General features: G+C 51.5%; 32 protein-coding genes, 3 pseudogenes and 1 riboswitch. Of the genes and pseudogenes, 20 read left to right on the top strand and 15 right to left on the bottom strand.

What is annotated here, in order from left to right:
* Window positions 1–198: pseudogene (locus tag PBA01S_RS22965) on the top strand (hypothetical protein); the annotation flags it as partial.
* A gap of 123 nt (window positions 199–321) precedes the next feature.
* Here PBA01S_RS22965 and PBA01S_RS14910 read toward each other — a convergent pair.
* Window positions 322–795, bottom strand: coding sequence for a DinB family protein (locus PBA01S_RS14910; RefSeq protein WP_009226073.1), 474 nt, complete (start codon window positions 793–795; stop codon window positions 322–324).
* A 238-nt stretch (window positions 796–1,033) separates the two neighbouring features.
* The gene (locus PBA01S_RS14905; protein ID WP_174844490.1) at window positions 1,034–1,318 is read right to left on the bottom strand and encodes a hypothetical protein; all 285 of its coding nucleotides are present in this window, start codon (window positions 1,316–1,318) and stop codon (window positions 1,034–1,036) included.
* A gap of 59 nt (window positions 1,319–1,377) precedes the next feature.
* Here PBA01S_RS14905 and PBA01S_RS23165 point away from each other — a divergent pair, with 59 nt between their 5' ends.
* The 4 genes from PBA01S_RS23165 (at window position 1,378) to PBA01S_RS14890 (ending at window position 4,331) form a co-directional block, all read left to right on the top strand.
* The gene (locus tag PBA01S_RS23165; RefSeq protein WP_255315369.1) at window positions 1,378–2,121 is read left to right on the top strand and encodes a hypothetical protein; all 744 of its coding nucleotides are present in this window, start codon (window positions 1,378–1,380) and stop codon (window positions 2,119–2,121) included.
* Window position 2,122: 1 nt separating this feature from the next.
* Entirely contained in the window at window positions 2,123–2,476 is a 354-nt protein-coding gene (locus tag PBA01S_RS23160; RefSeq protein WP_050769795.1) for a copper amine oxidase N-terminal domain-containing protein, read from the top strand.
* A 153-nt stretch (window positions 2,477–2,629) separates the two neighbouring features.
* A complete protein-coding gene (locus tag PBA01S_RS14895; RefSeq protein WP_009226077.1) occupies window positions 2,630–3,661 on the top strand; it encodes an ABC transporter substrate-binding protein in 1,032 nt (343 codons plus the stop codon).
* Between the two features lie 262 nt (window positions 3,662–3,923).
* Entirely contained in the window at window positions 3,924–4,331 is a 408-nt protein-coding gene (locus PBA01S_RS14890; RefSeq protein ID WP_009226078.1) for a NusG domain II-containing protein, read from the top strand.
* A 176-nt stretch (window positions 4,332–4,507) separates the two neighbouring features.
* Here the strand turns inward: PBA01S_RS14890 and PBA01S_RS14885 are convergent, their stop codons facing one another.
* The gene (locus tag PBA01S_RS14885) at window positions 4,508–4,735 is read right to left on the bottom strand and encodes a hypothetical protein (protein WP_009226080.1); all 228 of its coding nucleotides are present in this window, start codon (window positions 4,733–4,735) and stop codon (window positions 4,508–4,510) included.
* A gap of 216 nt (window positions 4,736–4,951) precedes the next feature.
* Here PBA01S_RS14885 and PBA01S_RS14880 point away from each other — a divergent pair, with 216 nt between their 5' ends.
* The 5 genes from PBA01S_RS14880 (at window position 4,952) to PBA01S_RS14860 (ending at window position 9,133) form a co-directional block, all read left to right on the top strand.
* Window positions 4,952–6,172: a GTP-binding protein gene (locus tag PBA01S_RS14880; RefSeq protein WP_127576279.1), complete on the top strand. Its 1,221-nt coding sequence runs from the start codon at window positions 4,952–4,954 to the stop codon at window positions 6,170–6,172.
* Between the two features lie 25 nt (window positions 6,173–6,197).
* On the top strand, window positions 6,198–6,347 hold the full coding sequence (rpmG, locus tag PBA01S_RS14875; protein WP_085170495.1) for a 50S ribosomal protein L33: 150 nt from the start codon (window positions 6,198–6,200) through the stop codon (window positions 6,345–6,347).
* A gap of 86 nt (window positions 6,348–6,433) precedes the next feature.
* Window positions 6,434–7,141: a metal ABC transporter ATP-binding protein gene (locus tag PBA01S_RS14870; protein ID WP_127576278.1), complete on the top strand. Its 708-nt coding sequence runs from the start codon at window positions 6,434–6,436 to the stop codon at window positions 7,139–7,141.
* Complete coding sequence (locus PBA01S_RS14865; protein ID WP_127576277.1) at window positions 7,087–7,989, top strand: metal ABC transporter permease; 903 nt, start codon at window positions 7,087–7,089, stop codon at window positions 7,987–7,989. Before PBA01S_RS14870 ends, PBA01S_RS14865 begins: the two co-directional genes overlap by 55 nt.
* Window positions 7,990–8,002: 13 nt before the next feature.
* Window positions 8,003–9,133, top strand: coding sequence for a metal ABC transporter substrate-binding protein (locus PBA01S_RS14860; protein ID WP_127576276.1), 1,131 nt, complete (start codon window positions 8,003–8,005; stop codon window positions 9,131–9,133).
* Window positions 9,134–9,202: 69 nt separating this feature from the next.
* Here PBA01S_RS14860 and speD read toward each other — a convergent pair whose 3' ends face one another.
* A complete protein-coding gene (gene speD, locus PBA01S_RS14855; protein WP_016313030.1) occupies window positions 9,203–10,009 on the bottom strand; it encodes an adenosylmethionine decarboxylase in 807 nt (268 codons plus the stop codon).
* A gap of 238 nt (window positions 10,010–10,247) precedes the next feature.
* Window positions 10,248–10,431, top strand: a riboswitch (Lysine riboswitch).
* Window positions 10,432–10,551: 120 nt separating this feature from the next.
* On the opposite strand from speD, the gene PBA01S_RS14850 reads away from it, so the two are divergent.
* The 3 genes from PBA01S_RS14850 to PBA01S_RS14840 all read left to right on the top strand — a co-directional run bounded on the left by PBA01S_RS14850 (window position 10,552) and on the right by PBA01S_RS14840 (window position 12,919).
* Window positions 10,552–11,373, top strand: coding sequence for a transporter substrate-binding domain-containing protein (locus tag PBA01S_RS14850; RefSeq protein WP_028538530.1), 822 nt, complete (start codon window positions 10,552–10,554; stop codon window positions 11,371–11,373).
* Between the two features lie 70 nt (window positions 11,374–11,443).
* Window positions 11,444–12,157, top strand: a complete 714-nt coding sequence (locus PBA01S_RS14845; protein WP_028538529.1) for an amino acid ABC transporter permease — start codon at window positions 11,444–11,446, stop codon at window positions 12,155–12,157.
* Window positions 12,158–12,175: 18 nt separating this feature from the next.
* Complete coding sequence (locus PBA01S_RS14840; protein WP_009226089.1) at window positions 12,176–12,919, top strand: amino acid ABC transporter ATP-binding protein; 744 nt, start codon at window positions 12,176–12,178, stop codon at window positions 12,917–12,919.
* A 79-nt stretch (window positions 12,920–12,998) separates the two neighbouring features.
* Here PBA01S_RS14840 and PBA01S_RS14835 read toward each other — a convergent pair whose 3' ends face one another.
* Entirely contained in the window at window positions 12,999–13,676 is a 678-nt protein-coding gene (locus tag PBA01S_RS14835) for a LysM peptidoglycan-binding domain-containing protein (RefSeq protein ID WP_127576275.1), read from the bottom strand.
* Window positions 13,677–13,785: 109 nt separating this feature from the next.
* Here PBA01S_RS14835 and PBA01S_RS23155 point away from each other — a divergent pair.
* A pseudogene (locus PBA01S_RS23155) lies at window positions 13,786–13,863 on the top strand (hypothetical protein); the annotation flags it as partial.
* A gap of 6 nt (window positions 13,864–13,869) precedes the next feature.
* Here the strand turns inward: PBA01S_RS23155 and PBA01S_RS14830 are convergent.
* The 4 genes from PBA01S_RS14830 to zwf form a co-directional block, all read right to left on the bottom strand.
* Entirely contained in the window at window positions 13,870–14,544 is a 675-nt protein-coding gene (locus PBA01S_RS14830) for a uracil-DNA glycosylase (RefSeq protein WP_016313026.1), read from the bottom strand.
* Window positions 14,545–14,718: 174 nt separating this feature from the next.
* On the bottom strand, window positions 14,719–16,131 hold the full coding sequence (gnd, locus tag PBA01S_RS14825) for an NADP-dependent phosphogluconate dehydrogenase (RefSeq protein WP_085279562.1): 1,413 nt from the start codon (window positions 16,129–16,131) through the stop codon (window positions 14,719–14,721).
* A 48-nt stretch (window positions 16,132–16,179) separates the two neighbouring features.
* Window positions 16,180–16,845: a fructose-6-phosphate aldolase gene (fsa, locus tag PBA01S_RS14820; RefSeq protein ID WP_028538526.1), complete on the bottom strand. Its 666-nt coding sequence runs from the start codon at window positions 16,843–16,845 to the stop codon at window positions 16,180–16,182.
* 67 nt (window positions 16,846–16,912) lie between these two features.
* Window positions 16,913–18,445, bottom strand: a complete 1,533-nt coding sequence (gene zwf / locus PBA01S_RS14815) for a glucose-6-phosphate dehydrogenase (RefSeq protein ID WP_085279892.1) — start codon at window positions 18,443–18,445, stop codon at window positions 16,913–16,915.
* A gap of 190 nt (window positions 18,446–18,635) precedes the next feature.
* On the opposite strand from zwf, the gene PBA01S_RS14810 reads away from it, so the two are divergent.
* Window positions 18,636–19,517: a LysR family transcriptional regulator gene (locus PBA01S_RS14810; protein ID WP_127576274.1), complete on the top strand. Its 882-nt coding sequence runs from the start codon at window positions 18,636–18,638 to the stop codon at window positions 19,515–19,517.
* Between the two features lie 122 nt (window positions 19,518–19,639).
* Here PBA01S_RS14810 and PBA01S_RS14805 read toward each other — a convergent pair whose 3' ends face one another.
* Window positions 19,640–20,110: a MarR family winged helix-turn-helix transcriptional regulator gene (locus PBA01S_RS14805; protein ID WP_016313021.1), complete on the bottom strand. Its 471-nt coding sequence runs from the start codon at window positions 20,108–20,110 to the stop codon at window positions 19,640–19,642.
* Window positions 20,111–20,261: 151 nt separating this feature from the next.
* On the opposite strand from PBA01S_RS14805, the gene PBA01S_RS14800 reads away from it, so the two are divergent.
* Window positions 20,262–20,762: a CarD family transcriptional regulator gene (locus PBA01S_RS14800; protein WP_127576273.1), complete on the top strand. Its 501-nt coding sequence runs from the start codon at window positions 20,262–20,264 to the stop codon at window positions 20,760–20,762.
* A 67-nt stretch (window positions 20,763–20,829) separates the two neighbouring features.
* Here PBA01S_RS14800 and PBA01S_RS14795 read toward each other — a convergent pair whose 3' ends face one another.
* The 5 genes from PBA01S_RS14795 to PBA01S_RS14775 all read right to left on the bottom strand — a co-directional run bounded on the left by PBA01S_RS14795 (window position 20,830) and on the right by PBA01S_RS14775 (window position 24,583).
* Entirely contained in the window at window positions 20,830–21,696 is an 867-nt protein-coding gene (locus PBA01S_RS14795) for a polyamine aminopropyltransferase (protein WP_127576272.1), read from the bottom strand.
* 2 nt (window positions 21,697–21,698) lie between these two features.
* The gene (locus tag PBA01S_RS14790; RefSeq protein WP_127576271.1) at window positions 21,699–22,265 is read right to left on the bottom strand and encodes a DUF4256 domain-containing protein; all 567 of its coding nucleotides are present in this window, start codon (window positions 22,263–22,265) and stop codon (window positions 21,699–21,701) included.
* A gap of 36 nt (window positions 22,266–22,301) precedes the next feature.
* On the bottom strand, window positions 22,302–23,471 hold the full coding sequence (locus PBA01S_RS14785) for a DUF4317 domain-containing protein (protein ID WP_016313017.1): 1,170 nt from the start codon (window positions 23,469–23,471) through the stop codon (window positions 22,302–22,304).
* Window positions 23,472–23,606: 135 nt separating this feature from the next.
* On the bottom strand, window positions 23,607–24,299 hold the full coding sequence (locus PBA01S_RS14780; protein ID WP_127576270.1) for a cytochrome c biogenesis CcdA family protein: 693 nt from the start codon (window positions 24,297–24,299) through the stop codon (window positions 23,607–23,609).
* Window positions 24,299–24,583, bottom strand: coding sequence for a thioredoxin family protein (locus PBA01S_RS14775; RefSeq protein WP_085279254.1), 285 nt, complete (start codon window positions 24,581–24,583; stop codon window positions 24,299–24,301). The genes PBA01S_RS14780 and PBA01S_RS14775 overlap by 1 nt, the downstream gene beginning before the upstream one ends.
* 185 nt (window positions 24,584–24,768) lie before the next feature.
* Between PBA01S_RS14775 and PBA01S_RS14770 the strand changes: the two genes are divergently transcribed.
* From PBA01S_RS14770 to PBA01S_RS14755, 4 genes and pseudogenes are all read left to right on the top strand, one after another.
* Window positions 24,769–25,488 carry a response regulator transcription factor gene (locus tag PBA01S_RS14770; RefSeq protein ID WP_127576269.1) on the top strand — a complete coding sequence of 240 codons (720 nt, stop codon included), beginning with the start codon at window positions 24,769–24,771 and terminating at the stop codon, window positions 25,486–25,488.
* On the top strand, window positions 25,485–25,829 hold the full coding sequence (locus PBA01S_RS14765) for a HAMP domain-containing protein (RefSeq protein WP_127576268.1): 345 nt from the start codon (window positions 25,485–25,487) through the stop codon (window positions 25,827–25,829). Before PBA01S_RS14770 ends, PBA01S_RS14765 begins: the two co-directional genes overlap by 4 nt.
* Window positions 25,830–25,858: 29 nt before the next feature.
* Window positions 25,859–26,002, top strand: a pseudogene (locus tag PBA01S_RS23350) (histidine kinase dimerization/phospho-acceptor domain-containing protein); the annotation flags it as partial.
* 16 nt (window positions 26,003–26,018) lie between these two features.
* Complete coding sequence (locus PBA01S_RS14755; protein ID WP_255315368.1) at window positions 26,019–26,519, top strand: sensor histidine kinase; 501 nt, start codon at window positions 26,019–26,021, stop codon at window positions 26,517–26,519.
* The last annotated feature ends 40 nt before the right edge of the window (window positions 26,520–26,559 follow it).

Genomic DNA, 26,559 nt, shown 5'->3' with positions numbered 1-26,559 from the left:
GAGGCATCGGTTCACTCACATCGAAATGTTACCGAAGGATGTGTGTTGAAATTGAGCATGAAAACACGACGTGAAGTGATCCGTACCTTGGCTGATCAATACAAGAGAGCGAAATCGCGAAATGAAAAATCTGTAATCCTTGATAATGCCGTGAAGGTGCTGGGTTGCCAACCCGTAACGTCTGCCTCCACTGGGTAACAAAATTACGTGAGTGAACCACTATCCTTCGGTAACATTTTTAAATGAGTTGACACGGAAGGGAGGGTCGGGTGTACTATTTTTAATGAAATTGAGCTAATTTGGTTCACAAACGAGCGAAACTCACCGATAGCGGTTTGCAGCCTGTCTTTTGATGGCCTGAATGGCGCCCATATGAAGTCCTTCATGGAAGATCGTTCTCACAAGTACCTGCTCAAGGGTATGCATCCCCATATCCGTTGGCGGATACTCCTCCTCCAGCCGATCCCGGTACTGCTGCTCTATGAAGCGAGGCTGCTCCTGAAGCAGTGATATCAATTCTGACAATGACGGGGTTTCGTCCGTAAAATGCGATGGGTTCGTTCCGTAACCGAACCATTGATTAAAGCTCATCGGGACCGGCATATCCTCTTTCGTAAGCACGCGTATCCATAAATACTGATCCAGAACCACATGCCCCAGATTCCATCTGATATTGTTGTTGAAACCATCCGGTACAATGTCAGCCTCGTCTTCCGACACGTCTTCAACCACCTTCAACAGCTCTCTGCGGTATGTATGCAGCTGCTCAAACAATACCTCATGTCTTCTTTCCATCGAAATACCTCCCAGATTCTGATATCTTAATATAATTATGTGAAAAAATATAAAATCCTTTTATTTCGAAAAAATAGGAGCGCCATAAATGCGCCCCGCTAAGCCTATCGAACCTTCCGCTTCTTTTATTCAATCAACGGACTCCTGAACTGCGTCACGATTGCTCGGAAAGGTACCGATCAGATCCAGCTTGATCCAATGATGCCCATTGCTGACCTCACTCTTGTATACCTTCGTTTTAGCACCCTGATTCGCGAACACAAGATCGTTGACACCGCGGTTGAACATCCTCGACGATATAACCTGGCGTAGTCGCAAGCGTCCCCATGTCGAACCAGTACTCCTCCTCCTCATCTGCCGATATAAAACCGTTCGTCACCATCAAGCTCATATTTCCGCTGTTATCCGCATCGAAGAAGCGAGCTCCCCAGACCCATCCCGATTGCTGAATGCCCATTTCCTGTGCTCGGTCGACATACCTTCCGTTCTCATCTTCATGCCATAACTGATTTCCTTCCAGCAAATATCTTTCCTTACCTGCTGGTAGCGCTCACGGGATGCCAGGCGGTCGGCGGGTTTGACGTGGCCAAAGCGCTGGCCAACAGCGCAAAGACGACGAGCAGTGAGTCGAAACAGACGGTTACCGTCGAAGTTGTTCCGGCTGAATCGGCCAAGCTGACTGCGGAGGACCAAAAAGCAATTGATCTTATGAATTCTTTCTCTCTGAATATCGATAGTGCAAAGGTGCAGGATACCAAACATATTTCGATGAAAGGCTCCGTCGGCTTGAAGGGAGAGAAGATTCCGTTCCTCTTCTTCATGGACGACAAGGGGATTGCGCTGCAGGTTGAAGGCGCGAAGCAGCCGTTGTACATACCTCAGTCCATTGAGGGCGTGACGCTGCCTGACACGAGCGAATTGGAAGCCGGGGCGCAGGAGCTGACCGTCAAACTGGCGGAATTCGTGCTGAAGCATTTCCCGAACCCTTCGGTATTGACCGTGAAGCAAACTTCCTCGCAGGTAAACGGGGAGACGTTGAGCTTGACGAACCTGCATGCGGAAGTGCGCGGCGACGAGCTGTTTGGGCTGATTAAGCCGTTCCTCGCCAGCGCGGTGAAGGATGAGCAAGGGCTCAGAGACCTGATTGGGGATTATTACGCGCAGCGACAGCGAAATGTGGAACATCGGCGGGACAGTAACCGCGGATCAAGTGGATACGAGTGTCGGTGTTATCGACGTGACGGAAACGGAGTTGACCCCAGGGCAAATTTTGCGCAATTTCCAGGGTTCCGCTCCGCTGTACAAATTGCTCAAAGAAGACCTTAATTTGACCCATAGACAGCTTGTGCTCGATACCCAAAGCGACTACTATGGATTGATCACGAAGAACGGCATCTCCTTTGTACAGTTGCGTTACTTGGCTGAGCAGTTAGACGCCGAAGTGAAGTGGACGCCGGGGTCTGGCCAGATTGTCGTGATCGATGACCTGACCGGCAAGGAGATCGTTCTCAAGGTCGGCTCGAAGAAAGCGGCGGTGGATGGCAAGGTGGTAACGCTGAGCCAGCCAGCCTTTGTGCATAAGGACGGGTTGACTTACGTGCCGCTCCGATTCCTGGCAGAGGCGCTTAGCGCATCCGTAGACTTCGACGCTGACGGTTGGATCACTATCGTTAGAGAATAAGCGGTGTAATCAAAACGATAATGGAGGGACCTTCCCAAGCTATCCTGATGATGGCAAAGGGAAGGTCCTTTATTTTGGGCTGACGATTGATTAATTGTCCTAGCCTGTGTATAATGATAATCATTATCAGTAGAAAATGGGGGAGCAATACAAATGAAGGTGTTCAAACATCGATTTCTTGCGGTGGCAACGGTTCTGTTGCTGACAGTTGTGCTTGCGGCTTGCGGCCAAAACGGCGGCAATACGGCAAACGATGCGGCGGCGTCGAACCATAATGCAGCGGGAAGCGCGCAATCCGGCAACGGAACCAACGATTCCGCCGAAGGACAAGCGGCAACGAAGGTTTACAAGGACTATACCGGGCAAGAGGTTGAGATTCCAACCAATCCGCAGCGGATTGTATCCATTACGCATCTGGGTGATCTGCTGGCTCTCGGCGTGAAGCCGGTTGGGGCGGGCTCGCTTGCTCTGGAAAACTCGGTTCTGCTGAATAAGGAACTGGAAGGCGTGGAAAGCGTCGGTGATATCTCAGTAGAGAAAGTGCTGGAGCTTCAGCCGGATCTGATTATTGTCCCGACCTATACACCGGCCGATATCGTTGAGCAATTAAAGAAAATTGGTCCGGTTGTCACCCTGGCCACCACAGGCTGGGAGGGAATTGACCCGCTGGAGGAAGTGAAGACGGTGGGTGAAATGCTGGGCCGTGAGCAACAGGCGGAGGAATTTATTACCCGGTATAAGCAAAAAGCCGAGGAGGCCAAAGCCAAGCTCAGCGAGGTGATCGGACCCGACGAAACCGTGGGCACGTATTCGATCTGGGCGAAGAACTTCTGGGTATGGCCAAAAACTCGGGATGCCGGCTATAACCTGTACGAAATGTTTGGCTTGAAGCCGCAGGAGAAGATCGAGAAAGAGGTATTCCCGACCACAGGCGCGGATATTTCTTTGGAGGTCGTTCCGGAATATGCTGCGGACCATATGTTCGTGACGGTGTATGAACCGGACGGCGGGAAGGAACGCGCAGAGGAAGTCATGAATGGACCGGTGTGGAAAAACATCCCTGCCGTGAAAAATAACCACGTGTACTTGCTGAACTACAAAGAGTTCTGGATGGTGGACGGACTGAATCTGGAGAAGCAGCTGGATATTCTCGTGGACCTCGTCGTCAGCCAAAATCAAAAATAAAACAACCAACCCAAGAGGGCCGTTCCTCGCGTCGTTTGCCGATGCGCCAGAACGGCTTTTTCATGTCTAGCGCCAGCCGGCAAGCCAGCTTACAAGATCTGCCGGTGGATGGCCAACGCCCATTCCTCCGCGATCATGCGCTCGGGAAGGAGATCGCCAATCAACATGAGATAAGTGGATCATTGACAAAGAAGACGCTAGTTTCTAAGATATGTTTATTCGTAATGATTACGTTTAATACCCAAGAATAGGATGGATCGATATGCTAAAAATGAAACGGGGCGACGTCCTGCTGATCGTTGTTCTGGTCTTGTTGGGTTCGACGTGGCTCTTCCTGCGCCAGGTGCTGGAAAGCCGGGAGACGGTAGACCCGGCAACGCTTCGCGCCGAAATCCAGGTGGACGGCGAATCCTACCGCAGCGTCCCCTTGGACGTCGGGGAGGAGACCATCGAAATCCACTCGAAATACGGGAACAATACGCTAAAGGTCTTTGACGGGGGGATCCAAATGATGTACGCCGACTGCCCGAAAAAAATCTCCATGCAGATGGGCTTCATCTCCCGGCCCGGCGAGACGATCATCTGTGTGCCCAACCGTGTGTATGTGGAGATCGTCCGCAGCGGCGCTCCAGGCCCGGATGATAACGGCGTAGACGCCTATATCCGCTAGTTTTCCATCCCCGACAGATCCTCCCATGCTTTCACCGAATCCTCGCTAGGATAGACGTAGGGTCGTTTGTGATCTTGGAATTTCTCGGATGCGCTCCGCGTTAACGGTAAGGATCGCCTTGCCCTCCCGCGTTTGCGGCTCAATGGTTCCTTCCACCTCAAGCCAGCTGTCTTTAGTCAGCTCAACAAGCGGCTGGTCGGAGGTGACCACGAGCCCAAACGCGCTCCGATCAGCACGAAAGGCAGCGCTTCCAGCAAGATGCTGAGAAAGCTGGTTTTGAACGTTTGCAGCTCGTCAAGCGGGACCTGTCGAATCAGCGACGGGTATAGGACCGTCAGGCAGGCGAGCGCGAAAGCGGCCGGCACAAGAATCGGCAGCATTCGGGTGATGGCTTGTTTATTCATGGCGTACTCCTTTTAGACAAAATCAGGATCTAGTGTAGTATTATACTATTATTTTCCAAGGCGTTTCAGAACGAAGTTGATAGATTCGTTCGCAGATTCGTATCGATAGTTGACAAAGCCCAGGGAAGGAAGATATAGTATTGATTGTTAATCGTAATAATTACGAATAAACCAGAGCGGGCATCTGGTCTTGCATACGAAAGGGGATGAAACGAAATGAATGAACATATTGCGCGCCCGATTCCCGTTACGGTGCTGTGTGGATATTTGGGTTCGGGCAAAACAACGCTGCTGAACCACGTCTTGAGCAATCGCCAGGGGCTGAAGGTGGCGGTGATCGTCAATGATATGAGCGAGATTAACGTCGATGCGGAGCTGATCAGCGCCGGCGGGAGTTTGTCACGCACGGAGGAGAAGCTGGTGGAGCTATCGAACGGCTGCATTTGCTGCACACTGCGTGAGGATTTGCTCAGAGAGGTGCAGAAGCTGGCTGCGGAGGGTCGGTTCGATTACATCTTAATCGAGTCCACGGGCATCAGCGAACCGGTGCCGATCGCACAAACGTTTACTTATGCGGACGCTGAGACAGGGATTGATTTGACGGGGATCGCCAAGTTGGACTGCCTGGTTACCGTGGTAGACGCTTACCGGTTCTGGCAGGATTTCTCCTCCGGCGAGACGCTTCTGGAACGCGGGCAACAAGCAGGGGAAGACGACAACCGCGATGTGGTGGATTTGCTGATCGATCAAATTGAGACCTGCGACATTTTAATTTTGAACAAATGTGATCTCGTGGACGAGGAGGAGCTGAAGGAACTGGAGGGGGTCCTGCGCAAGCTGCAGCCAACCGCCAAGTTTATCCGCTCTACCATGGGCCGTGTAGATCCGCAGGAAATTTTGAACACGGGCTTGTTCGATTTCGAGAAGGCCAGTCAATCGGCGGGATGGATTCGGGAGCTGGAACTGGAAAACCATACTCCGGAAACCGAGGAATATGGCATCGGTTCGTTCGTCTATCGACGGAGACGTCCGTTTCATCCAGAGCGGTTGGCTGAGTTTATGAGCGAATGGCCGGAGGAAGTGGTCCGGGCGAAAGGGCTCGTCTGGATTGCAACCGCTTGGGATCTGGCAGCCAATTTAAGTCAGGCGGGGCCATCGATTCAATTTGGTCCGGCCGGATATTGGCTGACCTCGTTGTCAGAACGTGAGCGGGAAGAGATGTTTGCGGAAGAGCCTGAATTGCGGCACAAATGGGACGATGTGACGGGTGACCGGATCACTGAGCTGGTGTTTATCGGTATTGGAATGGATCGCAGCGGGATCGAACGGGAGCTTGATGCATGCCTGTTAACCGACGAAGAGATGCAGATGAACTGGGCGGACTTCCCTAATCCGCTGCCCTGGATTTCAGCGGAAGAGCTGGCGAACGCCAATTAAGATTTATTCTCAAGGAGGAATGAACATGCGAGCGGTTATCACATTAGCTTGTACGGAGTGCGGGGATCGAAACTACACGACCACGAAAAATAAAAAGACTCATCCCGAGCGTCTGGAACTGCGGAAATACTCACCTCGGTTGCGTAAATACACGATTCATCGGGAGACACGTTAATCGAATAGTGGAGGATGGCTAGCGTAGAGGGCGAATTGTCGCCTTTGTTAATCGTAAAAATTACGCTCTAGAAAAGAAGGGGTAACATGATTTTATCCTCGTTGGAAAACGTCGTGTTTGGGTATAGTGACAAGCCGGTTATTGACGGGGTATCCCTCGAAATCCATGCTGGCGAGTTCGTTGGCATTACCGGACCAAACGGCGCAGCAAAGACGACGCTGCTGAAGCTGCTGCTCGGTTTGCTGAAGCCGTGGAGCGGAAACGTGAGGATCAACGAGGAAGTGCTGGTGGATGGCCGGTTGAACGTCGGATATGTCCCGCAGCAGGTTGCCGCATTTAACAGTGGATTTCCCAGTCGAGTGCTGGAGCTGGTGAAGTCAGGCTGCTATCCCCGGCTGGGCCTGTTTCGACGATTTGGTGCGGAGGAACAGCAGATCGTCGAACGCAGTCTGAAGCAGGTCGGGATGTGGGAGCATCGTGATCGAAAAATCGGTGAATTGTCCGGCGGGCAGAAGCAACGGATCTGTATTGCCCGGGCTTTAGCTGGGCAGCCCCGGGTACTGGTTCTGGATGAACCCACGACAGGCATGGATCAGCAAAGTCGGCAAGGATTTTACCAGTTGCTGCGGCACCTGACAGACCAACAAGGGTTGACGGTGATCATGGTCACCCATGGCCCGGAGGAAGCGGAGACATATCTGGACCGCATCATCTCCCTGGAGCAGCAAGAAAGCGAGGAATGGCAATGCTTGACTACGCGTTCATGCAGCGTGCGTTTTGGGCCGGCGCTTTGATCGGCAGCATCGCCCCGATCATTGGCGTCTTCCTGATGCTGCGGCGCCAAGCGTTGATGGCTGATACGTTGTCGCACGTCTCGCTGGCAGGTGTAGCCCTCGGGGCGGTGCTGGGCTGGAACCCGGCAATAGCTGGCTTTGTCGCTGCCATCCTTGGCGGGTTGTTGATTGAGCAACTGCGCCGCAGCTACCGGGCATACAGCGAGATGCCGGTTGCGATTGTGATGACTTCAGGCCTGGCGCTCGCCGTCGTGCTGATGAGCTTACGCAGCAACCTGAGCCAAAGCTTCAGCGCCTACCTGTTTGGCTCCATCGTTGCGGTGAGCGACACTCAGTTGGTGTTGATGGCTGGCGTGGCTTTGCTGGGCGCCATGTATTTCATCGTCCTGCGAAGACCGTTATACAGCTTAACCTTTGACGAAGAAACCGCACGAATCAGCGGGATCCCGGTGACGTGGCTGTCGTTCTCTTTCGCGGTGTTTACCGGCATGGCGGTGGCGGCGGCGATCCCGATTGTGGGCGTGCTTCTGGTGTCCTCACTGATCGTGCTGCCCGCCTCGCTTGCGCTGCGGTTGGCCCGGGGGTTTGCGGCAGCGATCATGATCGCCGTTGCCTCCGGTCTCACGGGGATCTTCAGCGGACTGACCGCCTCGTATTACTTGGATATGCCGCCCGGCGGGACAATTGCGTTAATTTTGCTCTTGTTTTTATTAGCCGGCATCTCAGGGCAGAAGGTACGGGGCTGGATGGCCCGGAAGAACGGCCGCCGTGCAACCCGACCGGAACGGGACAACGGAGAATTTATAAGTATGCCGGCGAAAGACGGCGAGTCATTATCGTTGGAATAAGGGAGAGAAGAGAATGAAATTACGCTATGTAAAAAGCTTTGCCACTACGGCTATTCTGAGCCTGGTGCTGGTGATCGCCGGTTGCGGCGGAAGCGGACAGGGTGGAGGAAATGCAGCCAATTCGGCGAATGCTGCTACGAATGCGGCAGGCAGCAATGAAGAGATGGCTGCCAAACAGCCGCTGCGGATTCAAACAAGCTTTTACCCGATGTATGAATTTACGAAGCAAGTCGCTGGCGATCTGGCGACAGTTGAGCTGCTCGTTCCCGGCGGTGTAGAACCTCATGATTGGGAGCCGAGTCCCCAGGATATTCGGAAGCTGACAGAATCCGATCTGCTTATCGTGAACGGCGCCGGGATGGAAAGTTGGCTGGAACAGGTGGAGGCTTCCGCATCCGGCGGTAAGCCGGAAATTGTTGAGGCCAGCGAAGGGATCGCGCTGATGGAAGGCGGAGAAGAAGAGGAGCACGAGCATGGCGAGGAGCACGCAGGCGAAGAGGAACATGCCGACGGGGATGGGCATGATGTCGATCGTGATGCAGACCACGACGCCCATCATGAATCCGACGCTGAGGAAGCGGCGCACGATTCCGATCATGACCATGGTCACGATCACGGCGGACTGGACCCGCATGTCTGGTTGTCACCGGCGTTAGCAGTCCAAGAGGTTCGCAACATTGAGGCCGCTTTGGCGAAAGCGGACCCAGAGCACGCGGCCAACTACAAGCAAAACGCTGACGCCTACGTTGCCCAGTTAGAGCAATTGGACCAAGACTTCTCTAGCGCGTTGAATAATGCAAAACGTAAGGACTTTATCACACAACACGCTGCCTTTGGTTACTTGGCTCAGGAGTATGGGCTGATCCAAGTACCGATCGCCGGATTATCTCCTGACCAGGAGCCGTCAGCGGCACAGATGACGGAGATCGTAAAGTTCGCCGAGGAGCATCAGGTGAAGACGATATTCTTCGAGACATTGGTCTCTTCCAAAGTAGCCGAGACGATTGCCCGGGAAATTGGAGCGAAGACAGCGGTCTTGAACCCGATCGAAGGACTGACGGCCGAAGATGAAGCAGCGGGCCGAGATTACCTGTCGCTGATGCGTCAAAACCTCGAAGCTTTAAAAGCAGCATTAAACGAGTAACTGATTGGATACGACATATGCTCCAACAACAAAGCAGCCCTAGGCCATAATTGGCAAGGGCTGCTTTGTTTAACGAATGTTTTTACCATAGAAGATTTCATCCATTTCAGTGACCAGCATCTCGGTAATCTGCTTTTGCTCTTCGGCAGACAGTTCGTCCTTCGTATACCCGAACAGGTAATTGTTGAGATCAAACTGCTTCAGCTTGCATTTCGTATGGAAAATATGCTCCGGATAGACATTCACATCAATCATCTGATATTTCTCAATCACTTCGTCGGGAATATAGTTCTGGATCGAGCTGATATCGTGGTCGATGAACAGCTTGTGGCCGTTAATGTCGCGGGTGAAGCCGCGTACGCGATAATCGATGGTCATGATGTCCGCCTCGAAGGAGTGGATCAAGTAGTTTAACGCCTTCAGCGGCGAGATTTCCCCGCAGGTCGATACGTCAATGTCGGCGCGGAACGTGCTGATGCTCTCTTTCGGATCGTATTCGGGATACGTGTGAACGGTGATATGGCTCTTGTCGAGCTGCATCACTACAGATTCCGGCAGCGGCCCGGGCGATTCGTCAAACGACTCAGTGGGCACCTCCACCACGGGGCCTTCGGAAATCAACATCGTGACACTGGCTCCCTGCGGAACGTAGTCCTGATTCGCGATATTCAAAATATGAGCACCGATAATTTCAGAGACCGTGCTGAGGATTTTCGTCAGGCGATCGGAATTATACTGGTCGTCGATATAGGCGATATAAGCTTCGCGCTCCTGTCTGGTTCGGGTGTAACAGACATCGTACATATTAAAGCTTAATGTTTTGGTCAGGTTGTTGAACTCATGCAGCTGAATGCGCTGCTCCGGCGTCAACTTCATGAGAGATCCCCCTTAGCATAGGTGTACCCTATTGGTTATTCCCTTTTCTTCTGGAAAAAAAACGTTCCGCCGCTCCAGCATCCCAATCAGGTGAACCGAGGTCTAGGGTTAGGCACATGGATCAAAACTGCTGTCGTTCTCTTCTTTCCCTATCATTTCCACCCTATGTTAGTTTGACAGAAATAGTGTTCATATTGTATCCTACAAACAAATTGAATTAGACCTCACTTTCTAGCAATGGTGAGGTAGAGGCGCGATATTTAACAGTCTTCGGAGGAGCTTGAGCAGGCGATGAGCCCGAGGAGAAGGAAATGTCGCCGAAGCGGTATATAGGCTCGCTATATGCTGCTGGGCCTGCAGTTAATAGCTGCAGGACTGTCTTGATAGATGAACCCGATCTATCAAGTTGCGCTATCTCGTCGAGGGGAAAGTGGGTGTCAGGACGGAAATGAACCCATCAAACGGCCTCGGTGTATATCCGAAGTCGTTTTTTTGTTTCTGTTTTTTATTGATTCATTAATTCGTATGGAGAGTGAAGAAAAATGAGAAAAACCTGGTCTTTATCCATCCTCATGTTATTGTCGGTCGTGCTGGTCCTTTCAGGGTGCGGCTCCTCCGGCGGCAAAGACGATAATACGTTTAAAGTAGGACTTGAAGCGGGATATGCCCCGTTCAACTGGACACAAAACGATGACTCCAACGGCGCAGTTCCGATTGACGGGAGCTCCGAATTCGCAGGCGGCTACGATGTGGAAATCGCCAAGAAAATTGCCGACGGCCTCGGCAAGAAGCTTGTTATTGTCAAGACGGAATGGGACGGTCTGGTTCCGGCGTTGACCTCTGGGAAGATCGATGCGATTATTGCCGGGATGTCCCCAACCGAAGAGCGTAAGAAGACGATTGATTTCTCGGATAACTACTATAAATCGAACCTGATTATGGTGGTGAAAAAAGGAAGCCCTTATGAAGGTGCAACCTCGATCCAAGATTTCAGCGGCGCGAAAGTTACGGCCCAACTGAATACGTTCCACTACTCTGTCATCGACCAAATCAACGGGGTGAACAAGCAACCGGCGATGGACAACTTCCCGGCAATGCGTGTAGCCTTGGAATCCGGTACGATTGACGGTTATGTGTCTGAGCTTCCGGAAGGTGTCAGCGCCGCAACCGCAAATGAGAATTTCGCTTACGTGGAGTTCCAGGACGGCTTCAACACCTCCGATGATGATACCGCCATCGCGGTTGGTCTTGAGAAGGGCAGCGACTTGACGGCGAAAATCAACGAAATTCTTGCGGGCATTTCCGAAGACGAACGGGCCCAGATTATGAACGATGCGATTAAGAATCAACCTGCAGCGAACTAAATAAAGCACGGGACATAAGCCGGCTGCAATGGGATTGCAGTCGGTTTTATACGGTGCGGGAGGAATTAAAATGACTTACGAGTGGATCATCCAAATCATTACCGATAACTGGCCCATGTTTTTGCGTGGAGCCGGGATAACGTTATATATTTCGCTCATCGGCACGATCATCGGTGCGGCGATTGGTCTGCTGGCTGGCGTAATCCGAACCATTCCGGTGCCGGAACGCGGGCTCAAACGCTGGCTGCTGAAGATCGTTAACGCCCTGCTGACCGTTTACATTGAATGCTTCCGGGGAACGCCGATGATCGTTCAAGCGATGGCGATTTTTTACGGATCGTCTCTGCTGTTCAATTACGATATGGACCGGACATTTGCGGCAATCTTCATCGTCTCCATCAACACGGGAGCTTATATGGCTGAGATCGTGCGCGGGGGCATCTATTCAGTGGACAAAGGACAATTCGAGGCCGCCCACGCCATTGGGATGACCCATTGGCAGACGATGCGCAATGTGGTGCTGCCGCAGGTCATTCGCCACATTTTACCGGCGACGGGCAATCAATTTATTATTAACATCAAGGATACCTCGGTGCTGAACGTGATTTCCGTATCGGAACTGTACTTTATGACCAAGTCGATTGCCGGGAACAACTTCCGGTATTTTGAATCGTTCTTTGTGGCCAGCGTGTTGTACTTGATCATGACGTTAACCGTAACGAAAATATTACAGCGTATCGAAAAAAGGCTGGACGGCCCCGAAAGCTATACGCTGCAGCGCTAGCAGAAAGCAGGAGTGAGGATGGACAAGGTAATCGAAATTCGGCATTTGAGCAAATTTTTTGGTACCCACGAGGTACTTAAGGATATCAATCTGTCGGTCAGCAAAGGTGAGGTTGTCAGCATCATCGGCTCCTCCGGCTCCGGCAAATCCACATTGCTCCGCTGCATCAATCTGTTGGAGAAGCCAAGCGGCGGGGAAATTATCTACAATGGCAACAATATTTTGGAGGATTTGCAGAAGGCCTCGTTGTACCGCCGGCATTTGGGGATGGTGTTTCAGCAGTTTAACCTGTTCAACAATCATGACGCGCTAAGCAACTGCGTCGTGGGACAAGTCAAGGTGCTGAAGCGCTCCAAGGAAGAAGCGACGGAAATCGCGATGAAATATTTGCGAGATGTCGGGATGGAGCAATATATTCATGCCAAACCGAAGCAGCTCTCCGGCGGACAAAAGCAGCGGGTCGCCATCGCCCGCGCCTTGTCGATGGACCCGGACGTCCTGCTGTTCGACGAGCCAACCTCGGCGCTGGATCCCGAGATGGTGGGCGAGGTGCTGAAGGTCATGAAGGAGCTGGCCTACTCAGGGCTCACGATGATCGTCGTGACCCATGAGATGGAGTTCGCTCGGGAGGTATCGGACCGGGTCGTATTTATGGACCAAGGGGTCATCGCCGAAGAGGGAACGCCGGAGCAGATCTTTAATGCTCCGAAGCAAGAACGGACAAGAGAGTTCCTGAAGCGGACGTTAAACCGGGAAGGGTAAGACGAGGTTAAATGAGGATACGGCGGAACCTGGATGTAGATCTGGGTCCCGCCTTTTTTTTCGTGTGTGTGGACATCAATCAGGATTGCGGTGTTTGTTCCCTGTAGTTCAAGGAATGCCATACCCCGAAGTTATCCTTGACGTTCAGCGTACGTCTGCCGCCCATGGAGGCATCCACATAATAGGGGTAACGGCGGCCGGCGGTAAAATGACCGCGGAATGCGCCGGCGAACGTGACCGGAACCGCCTCGAACCGGATCTCACGAGGGGTTACGCTCAGCACGCGGGTCGTCTGCGTGGAGTTGCCGTAGTTGCTCTCATGCGTTTGCTGAACGCTGCTATCCGCTTTGAGCGTATTGATGTCGCTTTGCATGGCGGTAATCGTTTCCCGCAGGCCGGACACATCGGGAGCGCCGCCAATCTGCGGGATACAGAGTCGTTGTCCGACCCGCAGCGAGTTCGGATCCACGCCTGGGTTCGCCTCCAGGATGCTGGCGATGGTCACGCCGTATTCCTGCGCAATCTGATACAGTGTGTCGCCGGGCTGGATGATACGGGACACATGATTTGGCGGGCAGGAGGGGATGCAGATCACCTGGCCGATTTGCAGATTGTTTGGATCAAGGCCTGGGTTCGCGGCTAAAATGCGCGTGACGCTGGATTCCAGCCGGAATGCGATGATGTTCAGCGTGTCCCCAGGCTGTACGGTGTAGGGGTAGTGCACTGCGGGGCACTGCCGATAATAATAGTTAAACAATGGAACTTCCCCTTTCGTTTAGGCTTCTTCCTATACCGTATGCGAGGCCTGGGCGTCGGTTACTGGAATCTCACGGGGAAGCCGTTAATCCGTTGATTCGACACTTCCCCTCAGCAGCCCGCTGTCATCGGCGATCAATGGGGCGGTATTGCGGATCGATGGAGGCTTGGTGCGAAGCATCGTCTAAAGTGCCTTACAAATCAGGAATCTGCCAATCGATTTCAGCCAAGCCTTTGGAGCGCAAAAATTGATTGGCCCGCGAAAACGGCCGACTGCCCAGAAATCCCCGATGGGCCGATAAAGGGCTGGGGTGCGGCGACTTGATCAAATGATGCTCGCGGTTTGTGATCAGGGCCGCTTTTTTCTGGGCATGGCTGCCCCACAGCAGGAACACGACCGGCTCCTGCTTCTCATTAAGTGTTTCAATCACCTTGTCGGTGAACGTTTCCCAACCGATATCCTTATGGGAATTCGGGGTGTCGGCCCGCACGGTCAGGACGGTGTTGAGCAACAGCACGCCTTGCTTGGCCCATGGGACCAAATAGCCGTTATTAGGGATTTGGCAGCCCAGATCGTCCCGCAGCTCCTTGAACATGTTCTGCAGGGAAGGCGGGGCTTTGACTCCCGGTTTGACGGAGAAGCTGAGCCCATGTGCTTGTCCTGGGCCGTGATATGGATCCTGGCCAAGAATCACGACTTTGGTGTCGGCGAAGGACGTATAATGAAGCGCGTTAAAAATATCATACATATCGGGATAAATCGTACGAGTGCGGTATTCATTCGCCAGAAACTGGCGCAGCTGTAGATAGTACGGTTTCTTGAATTCGGGCTCCAGGAAGGGGGCCCAATCGTTGTGAAGAATCGTCAAGCTTTCGTCACCTCGCAAGTTCTAGAATGCTTATGTAGGCTTCGACATCAGCGGGTGCAGTTCCTCCTTAACGCATGCGCAGGTGCTCGATTGGTTGGATTTGGAACATTGTGCTAGACCGTGCAAAAACGTAGTAAAAAAGCCGCGAGAAGAACCTCGCGGCTTTCGTATATTTTATTTATCCAACCATTGGAAATGGAAGGTACCTTCTTGGTCCACGCGTTCGAACGTATGGGCGCCGAAGTAATCGCGTTGGGCTTGCAGCAGATTCGCTGGCAACCGTTCAGAACGGTAGCTGTCGTAGTACGCGAGAGCGGAGGAGAAGGCCGGTACCGGAATACCGCGGGTGACGGCAGTGGCAACGACTTGTCTCCAAGCGTCTTGGTAGTTCTCTACAACATTTTTGAAGTAATCGTCGAGCAACAGGTTTTTCAGATTCGGGTCACGGTCGTACGCATCTTTAATATTTTGCAGGAAGCGGGCCCGGATGATACAACCGCCGCGGAAAATCATTGCGATGGCGCCATAATTCAAATCCCAGCCATATTCTTCGGAAGCGAGGCGCATTTGCGCGAAGCCTTGGGCGTACGATGCGATCTTGCTGGCATACAGCGCTTTGCGTACCGCTTCAATGAATGCTTCTTTATCGCCGTCATACGGCTGCGTAGCCGGACCGTTCAGCCGTTTGCTGGCGGCCACGCGTTCGCTCTTCATCGCAGAGATAAAGCGGGCAAACACCGACTCGGTGATGATCGACAGCGGTACGCCCAGATCGAGGGCGCTTTGGCTCGTCCATTTCCCAGTGCCTTTCTGACCGGCGGAGTCCAGGATCACGTCTACCATCGGTTTGCCGGTAGCTGGATCTTTCTTGCCAAAGATGTCGGCGGTGATTTCGATCAGGTAGCTGTCCAGCTCGCCGTTGTTCCATTCTGTAAAAATCTTGTGCAGTTCATCGACGCTCAGCCCGAGAACATCCTTCAACAGATGGTAGGCTTCGCCGATCAGCTGCATATCCCCGTATTCAATCCCGTTGTGAACCATCTTCACGTAGTGACCGGCACCATCTGGACCGATGTAGGTGGAGCAAGGATCGCCGTTCACTTTGGCCGAAATCGCCGTCAAGATCGGTTCAACCAGCTCGTAGGCATCCCGTTGTCCGCCTGGCATGATCGCCGGGCCTTTCAGCGCACCTTCCTCACCGCCGGAGACACCGGCACCGATAAAGCGGATACCTTGCGCTTCCAGCAGCTTGTTGCGGCGTTGGGTGTCCGGGAAGTGGGCGTTCCCGCCGTCGATTAGGATGTCCCCTTTATCCAGGTAAGGAACCAGTTGGTTAATCGTGTCGTCGGTTGGCTTGCCGGCTTTAACCATAATCAAAATTTTGCGCGGCGTTTCCAGCGATTGCACAAATTCCTCAATGCTGTAGGTGCCAACGAAATTTTTGCCCGGCGCTTCTTCCAGCAGTTCTTTGGTTTTCTCCGGCGAGCGGTTGTACAATGCAACGGAGAAGCCTTTGCTTTCAATGTTCAGCGCGAGATTCTTGCCCATGACGGCGAGACCAATCACGCCGATTTGTTGTTTTTTCATATCTATTTACCTCCAAACCTATCCTCTCTAGTCTATAGGGAAAAGCACTTATTTTACGGATTTCTTCCAGTCAGCTGCAAACTTCTCCAGCCCTTGATCGGTCAGCGGGTGTTTAGCCAGTTGCGCAATGACAGCGAACGGAATAGTTGCGATATGCGCTCCGGCCAGAGCCACGCGGGTCACATGGTCCGGATGGCGGACAGAAGCGGCGATGATTTGCGTATCCAGGTTATGGACCCGGAACAGCTCTGCCACTTTCGATACCAGCTGCACGCCGTCTTCGGAGATATCATCCAGGCGGCCGAGGAACGGCGATACATAAGTTGCCCCTGCACGAGCGGCCAGCAAAGCTTGGTTGACCGTAAAGATCAAGGTGACGTTGGTCTTGACGCCCTTTTGCGCCAAATATTTGGTGGCTTCAAGACCAGCCAGCGTCATTGGCAGTTTAATCGTGATCCGCGGATCATTGTTGTTGATTTTGATCAGTTCTTCCGCTTGGGCAATCATCTCTTCAGCCGTCACTGCGTCCGGCGTGACTTCCGCAGAGACGGACTCCACGTCAGGGACGGCTTTCAAAATTTCCTCGATGCGGTCTTCGAACTTAACGCCTTCTTTGGCAACGAGGGAAGGATTGGTTGTCACCCCGGATAAGACGCCGATTTTATAGGCTTTTTGAATGTCTTCCAGATTGGCTGTGTCAACAAAAAATTTCATCGTGATCCCTCCAAATTTATAATTTTTAGATTTAAACGATCAGGGACAAGAAATTCCATATTCCCTGTTACTTAATGGATAAGGACGCTTGAGACGATGTGTTGCCGGTATTTTTGGCGGAGGTTGCCGCTTCGCTTTCACGGTCGAACCACCACTCGAACCCATCTTTGGCCAGCAGATCGTGCGCCGCTTGCGGGCCGAAGCTGCCTGCAGGGTATGGGTATAACGGCACCTCATTTGCGGCATATGCATCCAGGATGGGTTGCACCCATTTCCAGGACAACTCGACTTCATCCCAATGCGCGAAGAAGGAAGAGTCGCCGCGGAGCGCGTCATAAATCAGGTTCTCATAGGCTTCAGGCACTTCGCTGCCGCTCTTATGGGAGCCGATCAGCACCTTCGTGAGATCTTGTTGCTGCGCTTCGCCTTCCGTATTCAGGCGCAGGTAAATGCCCTCGTTTGGACTGATTTCGAACACAAGCAAATTCGGTTTGCCGCCGTTGTTCGTGTTGGAGACTTGCTTCACCGGTTCACGGAACTCAATGACGATCCGAGTTGCTTTCTCCTTCATGCGTTTGCCGGTACGGATGTAAATCGGAATCCCGCGCCAGAAGTCATCTTCGATTTGCAGTTTGGCTGCGATGAAGGTATCGTTTTGGGATTCCTGCGGGATCCCGGCTTCGTCTTTATAACCAACCACCGGTTTTCCTTGAATTGTCCCGCTTGTATATTGACCGCGAACCACTTGGGTTGCGACGTCTTGACGCAGCAGCGGCTCCAGCGATTGCATGACATGCTTCTTCTTGGAGCGCACTTGCTCCGAATCGTCGCCTTTCGGCAGATGAGCGGCAAGCATCATCAGCAGTTGTAGCATATGATTTTGGAACATGTCGCGCAGTGCACCGGAATGGTCGTAATACCCGGCTCTTTCCTCAACGCCAACGGTTTCGCTGGCCGTAATTTGCACGTTAGCGATATAGCGGTTGTTCCAGGAAGCCTGGAGCACCGGATTCGTTTGCTGCAGCAGATGAAGCTTCTGTACCATCGGTTTGCCGAGGTAGTGGTCGATGCGGAAAATTTCATCTTCAGTGAAAGCTTTGCTTAACTGTGCATTGAAATCACGAGCGGATTGCAGGTCGCGGCCAAACGGTTTTTCAATGACAAGCCGTTTCCAGCCTTTCGTGTCGCCGAGTCCGCTGTCTTGAATATGATTGGCAATCGTCTCAAACAGCTCTGGACCAACCGACAGATAAAATAACCGATTGGGCTCCGCCCCTAGGGCCTGTTCGCGTTCTTCAATGAGCTTCAGCAAGCTTTGGTAGTCTTCCTTGCGATCGACGTCCAAGACATGATAGCGGAAGAAGCTGAGAAATTTAGTCACAGCCTCAGCATCGCTAGCTTCCCGTCGGGAAAAGCTGTGCAGAGATCGTTCGATGTTTGCCTTAAAGGTCTCATCCGACCATTCTCTGCGGCCCAAGCCGATGACGCTAAACACCTCAGGCAGCTTTCCATCCAAAAACAAGTTAAACAGGGCAGGGTAAATTTTACGTTTTGCCAGATCCCCAGTTGCCCCAAACAATACAAACGTATTGGCATCCATCCAGTTTCTCTCCTCTCAGCATAGCTTTCCATTTATCTATTCGTTGAATACAGGTTATCTGTGTTCGTGGAAGATAGGACTTCGCCCATTCCCACCTCGAAGCTATGGATTATTTGGAATGACTCCAATATAATACGAATATGACCATAGGTGAAATTAATATATTTGACAGGAGCTATAGACCAGGTTTATGACAAACAATTATGAGCTATACAAAGTGTTTTATTGGGCAGCCAAAACCGGCAGTTTGACGCAAGCAGCGAATGCATTATTCCTGACTCAGCCCAGCGTCAGCCATGCGATTAAACAGCTGGAAGAAAGCTTCGGCCTCACGTTGTTTTACCGCAACTCCAAGGGAGTATCATTGACGCAGGAAGGGGCGATCTTGTACTCGTATATCGAGCAATCGCAAATTTTGATCTCCCTGGCGGAGAAGAAGATGGCCGAGCTCAAAAACCTTGAGACCGGCGTACTTCGGATCGGCGGCAGCGACTCGTTGTTTAAGCATTACTTGCTGCCTTATTTGGAGGATTTTCATCGCCGGTATCCGGAAGTCGGGATTCAGTTGCTTCATGGGACGACTCCAGAGATTATGGGTTACTTGAAAGAGGGGAAAATCGACCTAGGTGTCGCCCGGATGCCCATCGTTGATTCGCATATTGAGGTGCGGGAGGGCATTCAGCTGCAAGACTGCTTCGTGGCTGGCTGTGCCTATGCCAATCTCAAGGACAAGGTGATTTCACTGGAGACGCTGCTGGAGCACCCGCTTATCTTGTTTTCCCGTAACAGCCGCGCCCGCATGGCGATCACGGAGCTGTTTCATGAGTACGGCTATGAGTTGAAGCCGGAAATCGAGGTTGGCAGCGTCGACTTGCTCATCGAATTGGCGCGGAAAGGACTGGGCATTTCGTATGTGGCCCGGGAATTCGTGTCGAAGGAGCTGGAAGAGGGGTCGCTGTTTGAAATCAAGCTGGACGTAGAGCTGCCGCCGTCTCAGGTGGGCATTATGAATATGCGGAACGTGCCGCTCACTACCGCAGCCCAGAAGTTTATGGAGGAATTTAGCCTCTAACCCATATTGTGCTCCCTTGTTTCGTCAGCCTGCAAGGAATGAATGGATACGGCGGCTCGAACTGGGGTCCACTCAGCCACAACGTATTTGTCGGGATGTAATTGAAAAAAAGGAAGGGGATTCTAAAAGGATTCCCTTCCTTTTTTCATGTCGTGAAGATCGTTTAACTTTCCCCAATCCGCCTTTAGCAGCTTCTTTAACATTTCGACCTGCTCGGCTCCCAACGCTTCCGCAATGATCTGTTCCAGCGCTGCCTTGATGGTGGTGTTCTTCTCATAACAGCTTTCGCCCAAAGGCGTTAATCTCAAGCTTTTTTCCTTCTTATTATGCTGGGCGGGCATAACCTCTACCAGCCCTTTGGCTTCCAAGCTCTTGATGAATTTATGTGTCGCCTGCCGGGAAATATCGACTTGCCTGGTCACTTGAGATATCGTGGGATTTTGCTGATAAATCCTGGCCATGATAAACCATTCTGAGTTGGAGATATACATCTCGTTCCGTTCGTTCCACACTTGTTCGCGAATGGAGCGAAGCTGAACATGACGTTCGCTGATCAGGTCGATGAGATCCAGAGTTTCAAATCTGGGATGCATGGGATCCCTCCATTTCCGTGCCGGTTGCTAGTTCTCCTACACTATACAAAAAACGATTGCAGATTGTCAATTTAGTTGACAATTTTGCAAAAAAAGAGTATACTGTTGATAGTCAACTTAGTTGACAAAATAGAGAGGCGGGATCACGACCATGTTTCATGAGGGGGATTTGATCAGTTATTCGGTGCATGGAGTTTGCCGCATCGACGAGGTTTGCGTGAAATCGCTGGCCGGGGTTTCCAAGACTTATTATGAATTGCATCCACTAAGCAATGAGACCTTGAAGATCAGCATTCCGGTTGATAAGGCGCCCTTGCAATTGCAGAAATTGATGGGGCCGGAGGAAGCGATGACCTTAATTGACTCGTTTATGGAGCAAGGCATTCCATGGATCGATAACAATCATGAACGGCATCACAAATACAGCGCGATGGTGAAGACAGGAGAACGAGAGGAAATCGCGAAGGTAGCTAATACGTTGATGCGCAAGAAACAATGGTCCGAGGAAAATCATAAGAAGCTCGGCAACCAAGACAACCAGCTGTTGTTGAGCATAGAGAATACTTTATTTCAAGAGATGGCCATCTCGTTGAACATCTCCATCGATGATGTCTTGCAGGCCGTCGAGGAGAAGGTTGCTGTGAAACAGTGATCAGCAGTGTTCATTAATTAATATATAGAAGAAGAGAGATGCAGACGCACCTCTCTTTTTTATGTCTTTATAGATAACATTGAATCGACTTTTCAATCCAATACGAAAAATGAGTCTTAGGATGCTGTCGTTCGATTTGCTTCATTCGAAGATACTGGTCGATCCCATCGGATACGTCATGCCATAGATCAGTGAACACATAGTCATAAGCCTTCTGGGCCAGACGGGTGCGGGCAAACTCGAAAGCATCCGCCTGGATGATCTGAATCTTCTCAGCATGCGGGAACTGGGGAAGAAGGTGTTGCTGGAACAATCGAATCACATTTTCGTTGATCTCAACAATCGTCACGCAGTCCACATTGTCCTTTTCCGAAACCATATACGCGTAGTAGCCCAGACCAAGTCCAAAGGTTAGAACTCGTCCAAAAGCATCCGCGATCGGTTCCTTCATCGTTGCGATCTCGTTTGGCGTCACCGTCATCCAGATTCGTCCCTGTTCCAGCAATGCCGGATACTTGAATTCAACCGGGAAGAACCCGATCTGCGGAATCTGCCGTCCATCCGCCGTTTGCACAATATCGTTGCATACGAATCCCTCAAATGGCTTGTAGCTTTCGTATTTCAATTCGCAGTCGCCAATCTGGGCGGCGGGGAGGCGGATGCTCCGATAATACGGGTTATGCTCATACTCTGCAGGATCCAACTGATGAAGCATTGGGTCAAAATACTGATGAAACATCTCCCGATCCTGAGGGGTCTCCAGGATATCGAGCCCAAACTTAGCGGCGAGCAGCAGCTTGAAGGCGTACTCGGTCGAGACGCCGCTCTGCACGAGCTCGTTAATCTCCGCCTCATCGATCAAATCGGGGGCATGGTTAAGATAACTGCTAAGTAAAGCAAAAAGCTTGTGATTGTCCTCGCGGTTGTGTTCCATCTCTAAACCTTCAGCATCCCGCGGAACCCTCTGGCGCCATAATAGGATTCTGCCCCATTATGGTACACAAAGACGGTGTCGTAACGACGGTCGCAGAAAAGGGCACCGCCAAGCTTCCGAATGGAAGCAGGGGTTTGCACCCAACTGGAGGTTTTCAGATCAAATTTCCCCAGCTTCTGCAGTTCTCGGTACTGCTCTTCCGTTAACAGCTCAATCCCCATAGCAGCCGCCATATTCATCGCGCTGTCTTCGGGCTTATGCTGCTTTCTCGATTCCAGGGCTTCATGGTCGTAACAGACGCTTCTACGGCCCTTAGGCGATTCCGCCGAACAATCGACGAACAAGAATTGGTTGGTTTGCTCATCGTATCCAATCACGTCCGGCTCGCCGCCGGTCCGTTCCATTTCGTGGAGCGACCACAGCTTATCGGGCTGTGCCTCCAGCTTCACTTGGACCTCGGCCCATGTCAACTCGGGATGGCGATTCATGTTTTTCTCAAAGCGGGCTTGCAAAGTTTGGAGCAACTGTTCACGTTGTTCTGGCAACAAGTCCTTTGGTTCGTTATTCATCATGAAGCCTCCTTCATAAAGTGATCGATTCCACCACTATAGTTCTTCTGTGCTTAGGGTAAACCCTTCAATCACCGCATCCTCATCCACTTCGATTAGAATGCAGCGTTTTCCATGATAATTGACTTGCTTCAGGTACTTTAAATCTTGAGGGCTGACCGAGATCGTGGCCACCTTCGTTTCGATCTTGATTGATTTGGACGTAAACTTCGGAACAACGCTGCTTGCTTTGATTTCATAGTTCTTGTCATCAATTACCGTTTGGTAGGCCAGCTCGACTTTTTCTGTCGTCACGTTCTCCACTCCGCTGGCGGTTAGCACACGTTCCACATCCCGATAATCCAGCTTGGGCGGTTCTTCCTCCTCATGGGTTTCAATCACCTGCTGAATTTCCTCATACACGCTTGCAATCGTGGAGGCGTCGAGCTGATCACCGGCAACTTCCTTGACGATTTCCTCGAAGATCGCTCTCTCTTCCAGCGCGGTTACCGTCTTCTCAGCGTTCAGGACCTGATCGATAAAATGTTGATTGGGATCATTAGCCTTTCCCGCGCAATAGAGCACCCGATTCACATCCGAGAAGCCGTCGGTGATGCTGGGGTAGAAGAAGCCTTGCTCCGGCGAGCGCAGCTTGATGATCGGATCAACGATCACGTTGTACTTAAACTCGCGTTCGACATAATCGAACATCAGCGTTTTGCGTTGGGGTTCGGTCGAATTGATGCTGCACAAAATAAACGGATTGGCAAACATTTCATCGGTTTCGCTCTCCTCGGCTTCTTCATTGCGCTCCTTGGTGGGCTTGTAGTATTGGCCACGTACGAAGGTGATCACCGTATCCCGTTCATACGTCGTATCCTCCAGCATTTTCTCCACCAGCAGAAGCATCAAATCATGCCACTCGTCGGCATCTCCGGTTACGAGAGCTTGATGCAGCAGTTCCTGTGCTGGCTTGTCCGTTTCCGGATGCTCCTGGAACTTGACCTCGAACAGCTTCTGATCCAATTCACCGGACAGCAGTCTTTTGAAATTGCCCATGTGCAATTCCTGCTTCTCTCTCTCTAACAGCTCAAATGGCGTACGCTCAAAATGATAGATTTCGTTGGTTTCCTTCATAATATAGACGTTCAGGATGTCGTAAATACTTAGTCTTTCATGATCCAGCTTGAATTGCTTGCGGATATAAGCGATTTCCTTCTTGATCAAGATAATTCCCCTTTGCAAAAATTCAATATTTGCATTGTACTATAATGCTCGCCCCCTGTCATGATACGTAAAAAATGAAAAAGACCCAAACCGTCAAGTTTGGGCCTAAGCGGGGGAGTTGTAGATGTGTGCGTTTTATTTCATGAACCCAACAATCAGAAAGATGACCCCAAGCGCGATGGAGATGTAGCCGGCGATTTTTTTAACTTTATCGCCCCATTTGGACAGCTTGCTCAGAATCGAAATGGAGAAGATGGCAACCAGGGTGAGAATGACCCCCTTACCCAAGGAGTAGGTCGTCATGAGCAATGCGCCGTGAACCGGACTACCTTGGAGGGCAATATAACTGATCAGGGCAAAAAAGATCGGAATCGCACAAGGCGAAATAACGAGCCCGTAGGGAATCCCCAGCTTAAACGCGCCCAACAGGCCAGGCTGTTGATCCGGGCGGCTCATTGGCTTTTGGAAGGCAGGCATGGCGAAGGAAATAACGCCCAAGAGCTGCAGGCCAGCCAAGATGTCAAAGATCGGCGGGATCCAGGTCAGTAGGTGATATTTCTCGATAAAAGGAAGAAACTGTTGGCCAAGCAATGCGAAGATTAAACCCGCCGCCAACGAAGTGACGACCATCCCTAAGATAAAGTTGAATGCAATCGAGAGTGCTCTTGTTCTGCTGCCTGCGGCCCCTTTTTGAACATACCCACCGAACATGGCAAGGACAGGCAGATAGCACGCCAACACCGCGCTTACGATGCCGACAATAAACACCAAGATATAGGTGGAGGCCGAAATGCCTCCTGAGATGGTGAAATGATATAAATTTTCCATTAGTGACTCCTTTGGTCTTGGGAATGATTTTCGTGATGGAGCAGTTCGTCTACACGTTCACGAAGTTTATTGAATGTGGGCACGGTGACAAATTCCGTTTTTCCATTGATGAGAATCGCTCCGGCGCTAAAAATATTGAGCTCCTGAAGACGTTCAAAATGATCAACGACATGTATTTCCTGGACTTCGATCTGCGGAACTTCCTCTGCGACTTGCTTGACGAGCTTAATCGCTCTCTGACATATGGAACAACCCGGTCCAGCGGATACCACTTCAATTAGCATGATTGACCTCCTCCTTTACTCGATGCTGTGAACCATCCTCCTTACGATCAGGAGGATTTGTTTTTGATTATAAAGACCAGGCTGTTAAATCCTTGTTAAGTGAAGTTCCGGCCGCTTCGGTGACTTGCTCGCATCTCGAAAATAGGTATGATTAGGGTATTGTCCATGAAGAAAGGAACGGTGTTATGCGGATTCTTATTGTTGAAGATGAGGAAGATCTCGCACGTGTATTAGCCAAAGGCTTAAAGCGAGAAGGGTATGCCGCAGACATTGCAACTGATGGGCTGATGGGCTGGGAGTTGGCGGACACGAATGAGTACGATGTGATTATTCTCGATATCAATCTTCCGGAGCTCGACGGCATCTCGCTTTGCCAGAAAATTCGCCAGTCTTCGCACCACCCGGATGTGCGTATTCTTATGCTGACCGCGCGCAGCCACCCGGACGAGGTGGAAGAAGGGTTGGATTCGGGGGCGGATGACTATCTCCGGAAACCGTTCGTGTTTAATGAATTGCTTGCTCGGATCCGGGCGTTGCTTCGCCGAAGCTCGTCCGTGAAGAGCCCGGTTCTCCAATCCGAGGAGCTGATCCTCGATACGAATAAGAAGGAAGTCTGGCTGGGGAAAGAACGGATTACTCTAACGCGTAAAGAATTTGGCCTGCTCGAATATCTGATGCTGCATCCTGGTGAGGTCATTTCGTCGGAAAGGCTGCTGGAGCATGTGTGGGATATCCATGCCGATCCGCTGACTTCTACGGTCCGGGTTCATATCAACTCGCTGCGAAAGAAGCTCTCACACCATGATCCGGAGGCCGGGGAGAGGTATATTCAGACCGTTCAAGGTTATGGGTACAAGTGGGCAGGCACAGCTGATCAAGTGGATAAGAAAGAGGAGATGGAATGAGCAAAAAGTACCGGCTTTCGCTGCGCGTCAGGCTAACGCTGATTGAAATTCTTTTTCTAGCCATCTTAATTACGCTGTATGTCTCCATGGAGACGTTTTTCTCGGCGTATCGAATTTTACCGGAGATGCAAGGGCGGATGATCAGCCTGTTGGTCGTACTGATCGGGATGGTGCTTAGTGCGCAATGGCTCGCCGTAATCATTTTGAAGCCTGTAAAACGAATGAGCGAAACGGCTGCTGGCATTACCGCTTCCACTCTGCACAAGCGGCTGGACATCGATGAGCTTCATGATGAATTAAAGAAGCTCGGGATTTCTTTTAATACGATGCTGGACGGTTAGAGCATTCGTTTCACCAGCAAGCGAGGTTTGTGTCGGCAGCCGCGCATGAGTTAAGAACCCCGCTTTCCATTTTGCGTACGAATCTTGAAGTGGCCGGCGACAGTCAAGGGATTGATCCGGAGGAATGGAGAGAGTACAGGGAAACTACGGAACGGACGATTGCGCGTTTGGAATCTTTAACGGAGGGTTTTGCTGCTGCTGGCGGACGGGACATACGAGCGGGAGGATCGGGAGCACGAAGCGGTGGAACTTGGCGAAATTCTCCGCGAGGTTATCACCTTCATGAGACCAATGGCCGAAAAGCATGGGGTGAATCTCCAGTTGAAAGAACCGTGTAAGGTGAAGGTAAAGGGAGAGGAAAGCTTCTTATTCCTCGTGTTTCGCAATCTGCTGGATAATGCCATTCGCTATAATCGACCCAATGGCAACGTAACGCTGCAGGTCACGGAAGAAGACGAACAAGTGGTGGTTTGGGTGTCGGACACCGGGAAGGGAATCCCTCTTGAGTCCAAGGAGCTGATCTTTGAACGGTTTTATCGCCTCGACTCCTCACGGGCACGCCGCCATGGCGGCGCCGGCCTGGGCCTGTCCATCGTTCGTCATCTACTCTCCTTCTTCCAGGGGACCGTTGAGTTGGAGGAAAGTTCGGAGAAGGGGAGTGTGTTTAAGGTGAGGTTGGTTAAGGGGTGAATATTGCTCGGGAGTTCGTGAGAATGTTAAAGAAGCATCC

It is taken from the genome of Paenibacillus barengoltzii NBRC 101215, assembly GCF_004000745.1.
GTDB lineage: Bacteria > Bacillota > Bacilli > Paenibacillales > Paenibacillaceae > Fontibacillus > Fontibacillus barengoltzii.
Note: the sequence above shows the minus strand (reverse complement) of the source record. Positions and strands in the feature narration are given on the sequence as shown.